Origin of the sequence: Brevibacillus gelatini (assembly GCF_050920745.1) — a bacterium.
In the GTDB taxonomy this organism is placed as follows: Bacteria; Bacillota; Bacilli; order Brevibacillales; family Brevibacillaceae; genus Brevibacillus; species Brevibacillus gelatini.
This window is the reverse complement of the sequence record NZ_CP154342.1, coordinates 2264342-2278220: the sequence shown is the minus strand read 5'-3', so window position 1 is coordinate 2278220 and position 13879 is coordinate 2264342. Positions and strand designations below refer to the sequence as shown.

The following is a 13879-nucleotide window of genomic DNA, read 5'->3' as shown; positions in this document are numbered from 1 at the left end:
TTGGGAAAAAGCGATCCCGGGGGGAATCCATCCCTAACATCCATGGAGAGGAGCCGCACATGATTTTTACGAAGCAAGATTCCCACACAAGAAGCAACTCCGTGTTTGGCTGGGTGCTGTCGTTTGTAAAGCCTTACCGAATTTGGGTATTCATTTGCATCCTTGCTTCGGTACTCGTAGCGGTGGCAGACATCTGGATGGGGGTACTGATTCAAAGCATGGTTGAATACACCAGCGACTTCGACAAGCTGGTCAGGATCGCCCTCATCATTTTGTGTCTCACCATCGTCGGATTTTTCTCGAAATATTTCATTACGTACTCGGCGGCAAGATTTAGCGCAAGAGCGATGCGGGATTTGAAAAACAAAATGGCGGCACATCTCGAACAAGTCCCCATGTCCACCATGGATAAATACCACTCGGGCGATCTCGTTTCTCGTCTGACGAGTGATGCGCAAATTTTGCAAAGCTTTTTGCAGCAGCATTTTTACCAGTTGTTTTATTTGCCAGTCGTGTTCATTGGGGCACTGGCCCTGCTGCTGTCGATCAACTGGAAGCTCATCCTGTTCAGTGTCGCGATCTTGCCCGTTGCGATTGCGGTCACAGGGGCGATGAGCAGACCGTTGCAAACGTATGCGGCGCGCATGCAGGATCATTTGGGACAAGCCAACGCCATTGTCCAGGACACGTTGTCCGGGATTCACATGGTAAAAGCGTTCCGACTGGAAGACGTGATGTACCGCAAATACGAAGCAGGCATGCAACAAGTGCTGAAAAACGGGATACTGGCCGAGAAAAAACGAGCTTTCATGACCGCTCCCGGAATTTTGCTGTTTTCTGCTCCCATTCTGTTTTTTGTCGCCTACGGCGGCTACTTGATCCAGACAGGGGAACTGACCTTGGGCAGCCTGGTCATTTTCAGCTATTTGCTTCACTTTATTATCGAGCCGTTGTCACTTGCCCCCGTACTGTTTGCCCAGGTCCAGGAAACATCCGGAGCAGCCAAGCGTCTGCAAGAAATATGTTTGCAGCCTGTGGAGCAAAACGATCTGCCTGCGATTTCTGTTGATCCAAAAGCGGTTCCGGTACAGTTTGAAAACGTCACGTTTGCCTACGACCAGACGAAGATCCTGGACGCCATAAGCTTTGCCCTTCCCAAAAACAAAACGGTTGCATTGGTCGGAGCAAGCGGCAGCGGAAAAAGCACCATCCTGAAATTGTTGTGCGGGTTTTACCAAATCGAACCAGGCGAGGGGTGCATCAAAGTGTTCGGGCATTCTCTGGATCACTGGAATCTGGCAGCGCTGCGCAGCCATCTGTCATTGGTTTCGCAGGATACGACGCTCTTTCCGGTGTCGATTGCCGAAAATATTTCCTACGGTCGCCTTGACGCCACGCGCGACGAGATTATTGCCGCAGCCAAAGCGGCCAATGCGCATGATTTCATCATGGAGCTTCCCGAAGGCTATGAAACAAGAGTGGGGGAACGAGGCTCCCGGCTGTCTGGCGGACAAAAACAGCGCATTGCCATCGCCAGGGCGATTTTGAAGGATGCCCCGATTTTGTTGCTCGATGAACCGACATCCGCCCTCGATACCGAATCGGAAGCACTCGTGCAGGAGGCGCTGGAAAATGTGATGCGCGACCGCACGGTGTTGGTTATTGCCCATCGGCTTTCCACGATTAAGGACGCGGATGAAGTGCTTGTCCTGGAGCAAGGACAAATCGTCGAACGAGGCACGCACTTCGACTTGCTCGCCAAAGGCGGCGTGTACACCCGCCTGTATCAAAAACAGTTTGCCACAGAGGAGCAAGGTGTGCTGGCAGCAGAGGGGGTATAGCGATGTTCATCCAGAAATTGATGCAGGAGCTTTCGCAACTGCTGTCGCTGATGAAAGCAAAAAAGCGAGCGTATTTTTTGGGGCTGTTGGGCGATGGAATCGGGCAAGCTTCCGTTTTGGTCGCTTTGCCGTTCGTTTTTAAAGACCTGACGGATTTTGCGAACACAAAAGACCCGGCTTTGCTCACACGAGCGATTGTGACCATGGCTGCCATGTTCCTTCTGTTCAGCCTGCTCTCCCCCTTTTTCAGCTATATGTACCGTCGATGCGTCCGCGAGGTGATTGCCAACATTCGGCTGCTCGTCTTTCAGCGACTGAGCCGTCTGCCTTTTGCCTACTACGAGCAGCACCATTCGGGCGATACGATGTCGCGACTCGGCAACGACGTCCAACTGATGGAGCGGGCTTACGCTGAACAACTGAAAACGTTGTGCATCATTTTGCTGTCGCTGATTGGCTCGATCGCCGGGATGTTTGCTTTGGACTGGAAAATTGCCATCGTCCTGCTTTTCGTGAGCGCACTGACCTTGTATGTAAATACGCTGTTTGCCAAGTCCGTGCGGCGCATTGGCGATCAGTTGCAGCAGCAGCTGGGGGTGGGGACCGAACGGCTGAGCGATTTTTTGTCGGGCCTGCCCGTCATCAAAATGTTTCACTTACAGAAGGTTGTGACGGCGCGCTATACAGAAGCCAATGAGGAAGTGACCGCTTCTGCCATCAAGCAGGGCCATAAGCACGCGCTGCTGGAAGGGACGAACTTTTTCATCCAGTTTGTAAGCTTCGGGGGCATGCTCGTTCTCGGAATCATGCTGGTTGCCAAACAAGTGATCGGGCTCGGCGTACTCGTCGCTCTGGTGCAGCAGCAAATGCTGGTGACGCTGGCCTTTTTGCAGCTTGGTCAGGTTATCACGACGCTGCAAGGATCGCTTGCAGGCGCCTCGCGCATTGTCGGGTTCCTGCAGGAGCCGCTTGAACCAAGCCAGTACCAGCTGGACTCCACTGAGGCTCGGGATGACGACAGCATGGTGAAAATGGAGCAGGTCGTCTTTGGCTACACTGCCGATTCAAACGTGCTCGACGAAGTGTCGCTGCAAGTCGGACGAGGCCAAATGGCGGCGCTGGTAGGGACGAGTGGCGGCGGAAAAAGCACAGTCATGAAGCTGCTGCTCGGCTATTACCCGCCAGCTCACGGTTCGATTACCTTGCAAGGAAAACCGCTCGGACAGTATTCGATTGCAGAGCTGAGAAACCTGATCGCCTACGTGCCCCAGGATGCCTTTTTGTTCGAGGGGACGATTGAAGAAAATATCCGCTACGGTTGTCTGGATGCGACGGAAGAAGAAGTTGTGAGGGCGAGCCAAGCTGCTTACGCGCACGATTTCATCATGGAGCTGCCGGACGGCTATCAGACGCGGACGGGTGAGCGAGGCGCGAAGCTGTCAGGAGGACAGCGGCAACGTATTGCGATTGCCAGAGCGATTTTGAAAAATGCGCCGATTCTGTTGCTCGATGAAGCGACCTCTGCGCTCGATGCGGAGTCGGAATTTTGGGTGCAGCGGGCGTTGACTGCGCTTATGCGGGAAAAAACGGTTTTGGTCATCGCTCATCGTCTGTCGACTGTTGAACATGCAGACATGATTTACGTCTTGCACGAAGGAAAAGTCAGGGAACAGGGTCGGCATGCAGAATTGCTGGCTAAAAACGGCCTGTACGCCAGCATGTATGAAGTGCAGCAGAAAAAGGACAGACCTGCCCTTGAACTGGCAAAAAGCAGCGCGGGCCTTGCCTGACCGTGTTTTGCCTCTATCCATCAAAAAAGATTGGGGGAAAAAGATGAAGCTGTTTTGCTTTCCGTATGCGGGCGGACTTCCTGGCATCTATTACAGTTGGAAGTCGCGTTTTCCGCCGACCTTTTTGGACATCTACCCATTCGAGGTGCGCCCACGCGCGCTGCAGCAGAATGGGGCGGTGCACCTCCCCACCAGCTTTTATGAGCTGCTGGAGGATGTGTACGGCAGGATCACGCCCGAACTGGACGGATCGCCATTTGCCTTCTTCGGCCACAGCATGGGCGGTCTGGTCGCATTTGAGCTGACGCGAAAGCTGATGCAGAGGGGCGAACCGTTGCCGCAGCATTTGTTTTTGTCCGCTTCCCGTGTACCGCATGCGTATCACAAGCTGGCAAAGACGTACCATCTGCCGCATGACGAATTTGTCGAAGAGTTGCGCAGGCTTGGCGGCACTCCTGACGACGTGCTGGACAATCCAGAGCTCTTGGAGCTGTTTTTGCCCATCCTGCGCGCCGATTTTCAAGCCGTGCAGACGTACGAAATGGACCAGAGCCTTCCTCGTCAGGTACCCGTCAACATGTCTGTGCTGTACGGAACGAAAGATTCCATCGCGCTCGAAGACATTTTGGCGTGGCGCGACTACTGCCAGGGCGCGTGCAAGTTTTACCCGGTGACTGGCGGTCATTTCTTCATTCATCATCAGATAGAACCGATTCTCCAAATCATTTCGCATGTTTTGCAAGTAGAAACGGTGGTGCCAATCCATGCCCCTTACTAGCTAAGGGGTATGGCACAATAAATCCTATCTTGAAAAGGTTGGTGTTACGATGAAGAAACAAAAATCTTTGTCCCGCATGCTGGCAGCCGTCACGCTGACGACGGCACTGATCTCCCCCAATGTCGCAAGCGCGGCAGCTCCTGCTCCGGTGCTGCATGACGACAACCCGAATGGCAACTTCGGCGACTGGTACACGGGGGCTGTCCCGCCCAATTCCTCCAACAAGCCGGTGATTCTCTTCGTCCAAGGCTTGCACTCCAACTACAAAACCTGGTACACGACAGACGGATTTTATGATGCAGCCTATAACGCCGGGTATCGCACCGCTTTCGTCCAACTGAAAGACGCCGATGGTACCGGCGGCAACATGTGGACAAACGGAGCCAAGCTCGCCGAAGTCATCAAAAAGGTAGCGAAGCATTACGGCGTCTCCAAAATCAACATCATTGCGCATTCCAAAGGCGGCATTGATACGCAAACCGCGCTTGTCCACTACGGCGCCTATCCGTATGTCAACGTCGTTCATCAACTGTCTACCCCGAATAAAGGTTCAGAATTGGCAGACTTGGCATACAGCAATTGGGCAGGGTGGCTCGCCGATATTCTCGGGAAAAAAGACGATGCCGTGTACTCCTTGCAAACATCCTACATGGCCAATTTCCGTTCCCAGACCGACCACCGCAGCGAAAATGGCTACACGACTACCTACATGTCTGCCGGAACAGGCGACGATGGCATGTTTAGCGCAACCTGGTTCGCCCATGCGGTTCTTCCCGGTGAAGATGACGGCGCTGTTTCCGTAGATTCTGCTTTTGGCTTGCCATACGGGATCAGAAGTTTTACGAAAAACATTTCCCACGGACAAATGGCAAAAGCCTCCCAAACGTGGAATCTGGTCGAGCCTAAGTTGAAAAAAGCAACCGCGGCACTTCGGGAGCAGCCGAACCAGGTAAGAAAATCCAAGGAAAAAGCTTCTGCCACGGAAGAGAGCTCCTTCATTTTGCGCGGTGGCGAAGTAGAGGACAAGGTATCGGAAACGTTCTTCCTGGAGAGCGGCATTGACAAACTGAATCTCGACACGATGACGTCGTCGAAAGATACAAAAGTGACATTAATCAGCCCGTCCGGCAAAGAATACGAGGCAGACTTGAGCAAAACGAACAGAGCAGAGGACGAGCCCCCGATTTTCAGCGACGCCGTGCATCATTTCATTGAAGTCGACGAGCCGGAAGCGGGCGAGTGGACGCTTGAAGTAGAGGGAGAAGACGATGCCTTCTTCATGGTTGCCCAGATTGAAGGCGGCGAACAGGCGAAGGTAAAGGCCAACAAAAAGGTATTCCAGCAGGGCGACAAAGCGAAAATTTCCGTCGAGCTAGGGAACAGCGAGATTGATGCTTCCATGCTGCAAAAAGCTAATGTAACGCGCTCGCTCAACGGCAAAAAGGCCAGTGTGCTCGATCAGGTGAAGTTTTCCATCAAAGGCGATGAGCTGACAGGCAATTTTGCCGTCCCCACCAAGCCAGGTGTGTACAATCTTTCTTTTGACTTGACAGGCATCAATGAAGACGGCGAGCCATTTACGCGCTCGGTCAACTACAACTTTGCTGTAACCGATGAGGATGGAGAATTAGAAAAATAAGCGGCGATAAACGATGGACGACCCTGTTTACGGGGTCGTTTTTTTCTTTTCAGGGTGAAAAAGCATGTCCTGTTTGACTATAGATCCACAAGGAATGGTACAATGAGGGGATGAGCAAAAATCGAACAGTAGCGGGAGGGTGTCATGCATGAGCGAACCGAATCAGGAGTATATCGTCATCTCGGGGGCGCGGGAAAACAATCTCAAAAACGTATCACTGCGCATTCCCAAACGGAAGATCACGATTTTCACCGGGGTATCCGGGTCTGGCAAATCTTCCATCGTCTTCGATACGATTGCCGCAGAATCGACGCGCTTGCTAAATGAGAACTTCAGCATGTTCGTGCGCAATTTCCTGCCGCGCTATCCGCAGCCGGATGCAGATGCGATTGAGAACTTGAGCATGGCTGTCATCGTCGATCAGAAGCGGCTGGGCGGCGGTTCGCATTCCACGTTGGGCACGATTACCGATATTTCCCCCATTCTCCGCCTGCTTTTTTCGCGAGTAGGGCAGCCGCATGTAGGACCAGCGCACATGTTTTCGTTTAACGATCCGCAAGGGATGTGCCCGGAGTGCAACGGGCTCGGCCGCAAATTGGGCGTCGATATGGACAAGGCGATTGATATGTCCAAGTCGTTGAACGAAGGGGCGATCATGCTGCCGGACTATAAAGTAGACAGCTGGGATTGGACGTTGGTTGTACAGTCAGGCTCGTTTGACCCGGACAAAAAGCTGCGCGATTACGCGGCGGAGGAACTGGAGCTGCTGCTGCACGGCAAAGCGAGGAAAGTGAAGCTCGACTTCGCCGGAAAGGCGACGAACGTTACCGTGGAAGGCGTCATCGAGAAGTTCACGAACAAATACATCAAGCAGGACGTAAAAACGAAGTCGGAACGCACCCAAAAAGCGGTCGCCCCGTACCTTATCGAAGGGCCATGTCCAAGCTGCCACGGTGCAAGACTCAACCAGGCGGCGCTCCGTTGCAAAATCAACGGGCGTAACATCGCGGACATGTCTGCAATGGAGGTCGGCCAGCTTATTCACGTCATCCGGGAGATTGACGATCCCACCGTCGCCCCAATCGTCAAGTCGCTGACCGAACGGTTGCAGCATCTGGTCGACATCGGGCTGGACTACCTGACACTGGACCGGGAGACCGATACGCTGTCCGGCGGTGAGTCGCAGCGCGTCAAGATGGTCAAGCACCTGAGCGGCAGTTTGGTCGACGTCACCTACATTTTCGATGAGCCGAGCGTTGGCTTGCACCCGCGCGATGTCCATCGGCTAAACGCCTTGCTGAAAAAGCTGCGCGACAAAGGCAATACCGTCATCGTCGTCGAGCACGACCCGGATGTCATCAAGGTGGCGGACCATATCGTCGACGTCGGGCCACACGCGGGCAGTCACGGCGGCACCATCGTATATGAAGGCAGCTACGAGGGACTGCTGGAGTCAGGCACACTGACAGGCATGCACATGAAGCGGCCGCTGCAGTTGAAGCAAGCGTGCAGACAGCCGTCCGGCACGCTTTCCATAAAAAATGCGACGTTGCACAATTTGCAAAACGTGAGTGTGGACATTCCCACCGGCGTGATGACAGTTGTAACGGGTGTCGCCGGATCAGGAAAAAGTACGCTCATCAACGAAGTTTTCCTTCGCCAGCAGCCGGACGCAATCGTCATCGACCAGTCGGCAGTAGGTGTGTCGACGCGCTCGAATCCCGCTACCTATACAGGGATCATGGACGATGTGCGCAAGGCGTTTGCTTCCGCGAACAAGGTCAACCAAAGCTTGTTTAGCTTCAACTCCAAAGGGGCCTGCGAGAACTGCCAGGGGCTGGGGGTCGTGTACACAGACCTGGCCTTCCTTGAGAGCGTGAAGCTCCCGTGTGAGGTATGCGGCGGCAAGCGGTTCAAGGAAGAGGTGCTCGACTACAAGCTGAACGGCAAGTCAATTGCAGACGTACTGGCAATGACAGTAGAGCAGGCGTTGGACTTTTTCGAGCTGAAAGAAGTCGTCCGCAAGCTGCAGGCATTGAGCGACGTGGGACTGAACTACATTACCCTCGGCCAACCGCTCAGCACGCTCTCAGGCGGGGAATGCCAGCGCATCAAGCTGGCCAGCGAGCTGCATAAAAAAGGCAGTATCTACGTCATGGACGAGCCGACGACTGGTTTGCACATGTCCGATATTGGACACCTGTTGCAGATCATGAACCGCCTCGTAGATGCCGGCAACACAGTGATCGTTATCGAGCACAACCTCGAAGTCATCAGCCAGGCAGACTGGATCATCGACATGGGGCCGGACGGCGGCAGCAAAGGCGGTCAGGTTGTGTTTGAGGGCACACCGTCGCAGATCGTTCAGGCGGAGCAGTCGATTACGGGGAAGTATTTGCGGTAAGGTCGTCGGATGAGGAAGTTTTCATCCATCTTAAAAAATGGCTTGGAAAGCGGCTTGTTTCCGATTTTTGTTAAACAGTTATGGAAAGGAGTTTCTTCTGGCGAGCATTTAGGTTAGGCAGTAGGGAGAAGTGCAAATTGGCTCCATCCATCTGTACTTCGGGGTGGAGCTATAAATATTCGTAACGCAATGGGCTCTCTCGCGGTAGGGAACTCGCTGGAGGGCAGGGAAAGATACCTCTCTTTACTATTCATATTTCAGTTCATGAAATAGCGTTTTCATGAACTGAATTTTTTTAGTTATAATGAACAAAAAGGGGTGTTTTACCTCACATATCGCTATTTCAAGCATTTTAGGTTCATTTTAAATTTATTATATGTTTCCTCAAGATCACAAGATCAATTTATCGCTGATATGTTATCATTCAATACCATGCCATTCACGACCATACCTGGCACAAAAATTTTATCAGCAGACAACGGCCAACTAGATCTAACCAAGGAAGTTTCATTAAAGTTGCATTGATTAATTGAACTAACTACTTATTAGTGAATCCACTTCGCAAAACACGAGTAATATTTACGTCACAGACAATAACATATAAACCATACCCATATCCCTTTCTTGCTCTTTTTATAAGTTTACATAATATATATTATCGGACTCAAAATAAAATGCAAAGAGCAGCCGTGAAGAGTGCCCTCCTATTGCTCGTATGGCAAACAAGAGCCACATAATCAATACAACGCTATCAACACAACGTTCCGGTAATCCTCAAATGCTTATCTATCGACCGACGCATCCATATCCGATAACCGGATTTGTCACAATCGTCAAATGCCACGCAAATGTCAACGCTCCGAACTCTTACATGCTCAAGGCGCAGCTCTAAACAACCAGCATCCAAACACCAGCAACGATAACGAACCAACTCAAGTCTCATAAATCAACAATCAACACGATAAAATGCAATATTGAGCAACTGTCTGCGTCCATTTATCTATTAACAGCGCAGACTAACGGTACAAACTCAAAACTGACACGAACTAGAAAAAGTCACTTACTAAAAAAATTTAAGTTTTTTTAAAAAAGCCTATTTACATTTACTGGAATTTAATTTATATTATAATCAGGATCAATACACCTAAAAATCACAATCACCCACCTGGAGGTCCCGACATGACAAAAGTAAAAACAAAATCGCCGGAAACCACCACTCTCTCCAAGAAACGCTCTTATGAAGACACCCTGAACAACCTGGCCCACTACCTGAACAGAAAAACGCAGAAAAAATAAACTGAAAAGAGTGCCCCAAATAGCGGCACTCTGTTTTGGCGTATAGACATATAGCGGATTCCATTTGCACCTTACCCTATATCCCTCACCCTTTACTTCCCTGCCCCGGCAAAGCCTCCAAAAGCCTTTGACTCGCCTCACTCTCCTTCTGGCGTTTCCATCCAATCCACCAGGTAAAAATCCGTCAGCAACCGCACGATTTGTCCATCTGCATCGTAGCCGATATAGCTCGCGTAGCTGCCGTCACCCCAGCCGCTGGAAAACATCGCGACTTGGTCAGGACTATTTCGTTAGAGCTGCGTCCAGCGCTACTTCGATCATTTCGTTGAAAGTCGTCTGACGCTCCTCTGCCGTTGTTTCTTCCCCTGTGAGGATATGGTCGCTCACCGTCAGGATGGACAAGGCATTGCGCTTGTACTTCGCTGCGAGCGTATAGAGCGCGGAAGACTCCATCTCCACGGCGAGCACCTGGTAGGTAGCCAGCTTTTTGTACAGGTCAAAATTTTCACGGTAAAAACTGTCGCTTGTGAAAATATTGCCGACCTTCACAGGCAGGTTGCGCTCGGAAGCGACCTGATAAGCTTTGTGCAGCAGGTCGAAGCTTGCTGTCGGGGCGAAGTCGATCTGGTTGAACAGCAGGCGATTGACTTGCGAGTCAGAAGAGGCGCTCATCGCGATAATGACGTCGCGCACCTTGATGTCCTCCTGGATCGCGCCGCATGTGCCGACGCGAATCAGGTTTTGCACGCCGTACGACTCCATCAGCTCGTTGACGTAGATCGAGATGGAAGGCACTCCCATGCCTGTCCCTTGTACGGATACCCGCTTTCCTTTGTATGTACCTGTAAATCCGAGCATGCCGCGTACTTCATTGTAGCATTCGGCCCCTTCCAGGAAGGTCTCGGCAATGTATTTCGCCCGCAGCGGATCACCTGGCAGCAAAATCGTTTCGGCAATCTGGCCTTGTTTGGCTCCGATATGTACACTCATATTCATTTGCTCCTTCGCGTTCAAAAAATTTCCTACTTGCTTATCGTACTACAAAAACGAAACGCTGCAAAATGAAAAAATAGAGAGCGATACTCGTCGCAGCATCGCTTGTGCAAGCTTTTTCACTTCGCCTCCTTTTGCCAGAGGGAGAGCGCTTCCAGATGGTCGCCCAGTTCTGTCAGAGCTTGTGTGCTGGCGCGGGCCCGCTCTGTTGCTTTCGCCTCTCTGGCAGCACTCCGCTTCTGCCTGGTGCGCACGTGTGTTACCCGCAGCTCTTTTTGCAGGGCGATCAGATGGGCTACTGCCGGAACGAACAGATGATGGGTGCCAATCGACACAGCGGCCTCGCGGGTTATGGCAAACGGCAAATCGTCCATGGACGAGCTGCCCAGCTCTCCGCGTTCAAGCAAGCTATTGAGAAAACACTTTGCCAACTGTACAGAATCTTGTCCGCTGTTTTTCCTCCCGGGAAAAGGATGCGCTTGCCGCAGCGCAATATCTGTCCCGCGATAACACAAGCGGACAAAAGGCTGCAACTGTTGTGCGGCGATGATTTGCTTCCCCTCCAGAAACAGCCACACATCGCCAGCCGCTTCCTGCGCCCCGATTGCCCGCCAGACATCTTCCCCCAGCGCATACGGGTAGGCGTAAACGCGCATGGCGGGTGTTGCCGCATAAGTCAACACCTGTTCCAGTGACCGATCCCGGCTGCCGTGTACCACGACGACAATTTCCAGTGGACACAGCTTTTCTGCCTGTCTGAGCACCTTGACAATCGTGTTTTCATCCTGCTCCACCCCGATGATAATGCTTAGTCTGCCCTGATTCTCCAATTTGTCCCCAGCGCTAATGCGAGCGTTTTGGGCGGCTTTGTACCCTTTTGCGGGCTCTTTTGGCCCTTTCCTTCCGTTTGGCACCCCATCCATCCCCCTCCTTTTCGCGGGAATGCTGATAGAATACGGAACGCAAATGCAACAGTCCAGGCACTTGCACCAATATTCGATGACGCTCGCCGTCTGGCAAGGCACCGCGAACGTTTTGATCCTGCAGGAGCAGTTGGATCGCTTTGGCATGCTCTTGAAAAATCAAGGATTTCGCTTTCGCCACGCCCTGATTTGCCGCTGAACTTTTCCGCTCTCTGGACGCAGGCGCCACAGTGGTGATCGCCAGACCCTTTTGCACGGCACTCACGAGCGCAGTCGCCGGAACCTGCAAATGGTGCGGCCCAATGGCTTCCTGCGCTGTGCGGGTAAGGGAAAAAGGAGCCGTTTCCAGAGAAGCGCTTCCCAGTTGCTTTTGCCCGAGCAGATCGTTCAGCAGCGCGCAGGCGCAACGAACGGTGGACAGTCTGCCTTTTGTCAACACGCGGCCACCTGCAGACAGGACGAGGTCGTAATCTCGCTGCAAAGGCGCGATGTACTTGCGTAACGAGGCAGGCGGGAAAATGCCCTCTTCCGGCAAAAACAACAGCACGTTTCCAGTGGCGTGCTGCGCGCCGATGGCGTGACACTCGCTGGCAGTTGCGTGCTTGCCCGCCGCAACCACTTTCGCCCCGGCAACGCATTCGATGTCTGCTTGGTGGGAACACAACGGTGCGTAAACGATAATCACTTCGGTAGCCGGGGCGATCTGTTTGGCCATGTGAGTCAGTCGTTCTGGATTCCTGGCCCCATGGGTGGGGATAATGACGGACACGCGGTTTTGCCCACAGGTTGGAGAGTCCATTTCCCTTGCCCCCTCGCCAGAAAAGTAACGCTTTACCGACAGTGTACGTTATACCCGATGGTTTGGACACGGCTACTTGCCCACACCGCTCATACAAATGCGCATGCCAAAAAACAGGACGGAGAACGAAGCCCCGTCCTGTTTTTGCTAGTCCCCAACTAATTAATGCGGCGCTGCCAATCGCGCTGCCTGACTCGCCGCTTTCTGCGCGCGCGGGTCAGCGTATAGCCGATCAAAAACAGATTCATGGCCAGCCAGGCCATCAAGAGTCCGTAACGCGCGTACGTATGGTCGCTGTCAGTCGTGTCCATGGCGACGCTGGCTACTTGCACGCGCTGACCAGGCGGCTCGTGACGCTCCAGTGGATACGTCACTTCCAACTCTCCGGCCGTCACCGAAAGCTGTCCATCTGCAGTTAGCTGCACGATCGGCTCACTGCCTGCCGGAACGGTGGCGTACAAATCTTCCTTCGCCGTATAGCTCACCTGGCTGGTGTCGCCTGGAGCGGCAACGGCGGAGTAGCGCTCGCCTTTTTTGGCGACTTGTTTCGTTTCGAATCCATTCAGGCCGTAATCGAGCAGTTTGGTCACGTCTTTGTAGGCGTAGTTGCTCGAAGCCGCTTTCATCGTAACGGCGATCATTTCCGTGTCGCCGCGCTTGGCAGAGCCGACCAGCGTGTGCATCGCCTGATCGGTAAAGCCGTTTTTAATCCCGGTAGCGCCGGGGTAATCGCGCAACAGCTTGTTATGGTTGACAAGCTCCGACTTCCATTCCTTTCCGTCCCAGGGAAGGCGATTCGTCCCGACGATCTCGCGGAAAATCGGGTTTTTCATCGCATATTGCGCAATTTTCGCCATATCGGAAGCCGTCGTATAGTGCTCCGGGTCGTGCAGCCCGTGCGCATTGGCAAAATGCGTCTCGGTCACGCCTGTCTTTTCGGCCAGATAGGCGTTCAAATCGCGGGCAAATTGCTCGACAGACCCGCTCATATGCTCCGCAATTGCCGTCGCTGCGTCGTTGCCGGAGTGCATGAGCAGGCCGTACTCCAGCTTGCGCAGCGAGACCTGCTCCCCTTCGCCCAAATAGACACGGGTGCCTTCCTCATATCTGGCTTTTTTGGAAACGGTGACGATGTCGTCCGGATTCCCTTTTTCGATGGCGTAAATGCCTGTAGCAATTTTCGTAATGCTAGCAGGGTACAGCTTCACATGAGGGTTCTTTTCAAACAGAACTTGTCCCGTTGTCGCATCAATGAGGATGGCCGATTCCCCAAACAGCTCGTCTGGTGTAATCGCTGCCGATCCCTCCGCAAAAGCAACAGGTACGTCAAGGTTGAAGATCACCGTGACCACAACGAGAAGGTACGTGAGTAGTAGACGCATGTTAGTCTAAATCCTTTCCTTTGCCTTGCTTGTC

10 protein-coding genes are annotated in these 13879 nt (G+C 52.7%); 5 read left to right on the top strand and 5 right to left on the bottom strand.

What is annotated here, in order from left to right; all coding sequences use genetic code 11:
* The first annotated feature begins 59 nt into the window (after window positions 1-59).
* From AAFJ72_RS11255 to AAFJ72_RS11235, 5 genes are all read left to right on the top strand, one after another.
* On the top strand, window positions 60-1841 hold the full coding sequence (locus tag AAFJ72_RS11255; RefSeq protein ID WP_432774040.1) for an ABC transporter ATP-binding protein: 1782 nt from the start codon (window positions 60-62) through the stop codon (window positions 1839-1841).
* 2 nt (window positions 1842-1843) lie between these two features.
* Window positions 1844-3631, top strand: coding sequence for an ABC transporter ATP-binding protein (locus AAFJ72_RS11250; protein ID WP_432774039.1), 1788 nt, complete (start codon window positions 1844-1846; stop codon window positions 3629-3631).
* On the top strand, window positions 3597-4409 hold the full coding sequence (locus tag AAFJ72_RS11245) for a thioesterase II family protein (protein WP_432774038.1): 813 nt from the start codon (window positions 3597-3599) through the stop codon (window positions 4407-4409). The genes AAFJ72_RS11250 and AAFJ72_RS11245 overlap by 35 nt, the downstream gene beginning before the upstream one ends.
* A 49-nt stretch (window positions 4410-4458) precedes the next feature.
* Complete coding sequence (locus tag AAFJ72_RS11240; protein ID WP_432774037.1) at window positions 4459-6048, top strand: alpha/beta hydrolase; 1590 nt, start codon at window positions 4459-4461, stop codon at window positions 6046-6048.
* Window positions 6049-6196: 148 nt separating this feature from the next.
* The gene (locus AAFJ72_RS11235; RefSeq protein ID WP_432774036.1) at window positions 6197-8452 is read left to right on the top strand and encodes an ATP-binding cassette domain-containing protein; all 2256 of its coding nucleotides are present in this window, start codon (window positions 6197-6199) and stop codon (window positions 8450-8452) included.
* Window positions 8453-9885: 1433 nt separating this feature from the next.
* Here AAFJ72_RS11235 and AAFJ72_RS11230 read toward each other — a convergent pair.
* The 5 genes from AAFJ72_RS11230 to AAFJ72_RS11210 form a co-directional block, all read right to left on the bottom strand.
* The gene (locus AAFJ72_RS11230; protein WP_432774035.1) at window positions 9886-10014 is read right to left on the bottom strand and encodes a DUF4241 domain-containing protein; all 129 of its coding nucleotides are present in this window, start codon (window positions 10012-10014) and stop codon (window positions 9886-9888) included.
* Between the two features lie 16 nt (window positions 10015-10030).
* Window positions 10031-10738, bottom strand: coding sequence for a purine-nucleoside phosphorylase (deoD, locus tag AAFJ72_RS11225; RefSeq protein ID WP_432774034.1), 708 nt, complete (start codon window positions 10736-10738; stop codon window positions 10031-10033).
* 122 nt (window positions 10739-10860) lie between these two features.
* Window positions 10861-11655, bottom strand: a complete 795-nt coding sequence (locus tag AAFJ72_RS11220) for a glycosyltransferase family 2 protein (protein WP_432774033.1) — start codon at window positions 11653-11655, stop codon at window positions 10861-10863.
* Complete coding sequence (locus tag AAFJ72_RS11215; RefSeq protein ID WP_432774032.1) at window positions 11585-12463, bottom strand: hypothetical protein; 879 nt, start codon at window positions 12461-12463, stop codon at window positions 11585-11587. Before AAFJ72_RS11215 ends, AAFJ72_RS11220 begins: the two co-directional genes overlap by 71 nt.
* 158 nt (window positions 12464-12621) lie before the next feature.
* Window positions 12622-13845, bottom strand: a complete 1224-nt coding sequence (locus AAFJ72_RS11210) for a D-alanyl-D-alanine carboxypeptidase family protein (RefSeq protein ID WP_432774031.1) — start codon at window positions 13843-13845, stop codon at window positions 12622-12624.
* Window positions 13846-13879: the final 34 nt, after the last annotated feature.

What these genes read in the sequence shown, in the direction of transcription:
- AAFJ72_RS11230 (WP_432774035.1), bottom strand. Translation starts at nt 10,014, where the DNA reads ATGTTTTCCAGCGGCTGGGGTGACGGCAGCTACGCGAGCTATATCGGC.
- AAFJ72_RS11250 (WP_432774039.1), top strand. Translation starts at nt 1,844, where the DNA reads ATGTTCATCCAGAAATTGATGCAGGAGCTTTCGCAACTGCTGTCGCTG.
- AAFJ72_RS11215 (WP_432774032.1), bottom strand. Translation starts at nt 12,463, where the DNA reads ATGGACTCTCCAACCTGTGGGCAAAACCGCGTGTCCGTCATTATCCCC.
- AAFJ72_RS11240 (WP_432774037.1), top strand. Translation starts at nt 4,459, where the DNA reads ATGAAGAAACAAAAATCTTTGTCCCGCATGCTGGCAGCCGTCACGCTG.
- deoD (WP_432774034.1), bottom strand. Translation starts at nt 10,738, where the DNA reads ATGAGTGTACATATCGGAGCCAAACAAGGCCAGATTGCCGAAACGATT.
- AAFJ72_RS11235 (WP_432774036.1), top strand. Translation starts at nt 6,197, where the DNA reads ATGAGCGAACCGAATCAGGAGTATATCGTCATCTCGGGGGCGCGGGAA.
- AAFJ72_RS11210 (WP_432774031.1), bottom strand. Translation starts at nt 13,845, where the DNA reads ATGCGTCTACTACTCACGTACCTTCTCGTTGTGGTCACGGTGATCTTC.
- AAFJ72_RS11255 (WP_432774040.1), top strand. Translation starts at nt 60, where the DNA reads ATGATTTTTACGAAGCAAGATTCCCACACAAGAAGCAACTCCGTGTTT.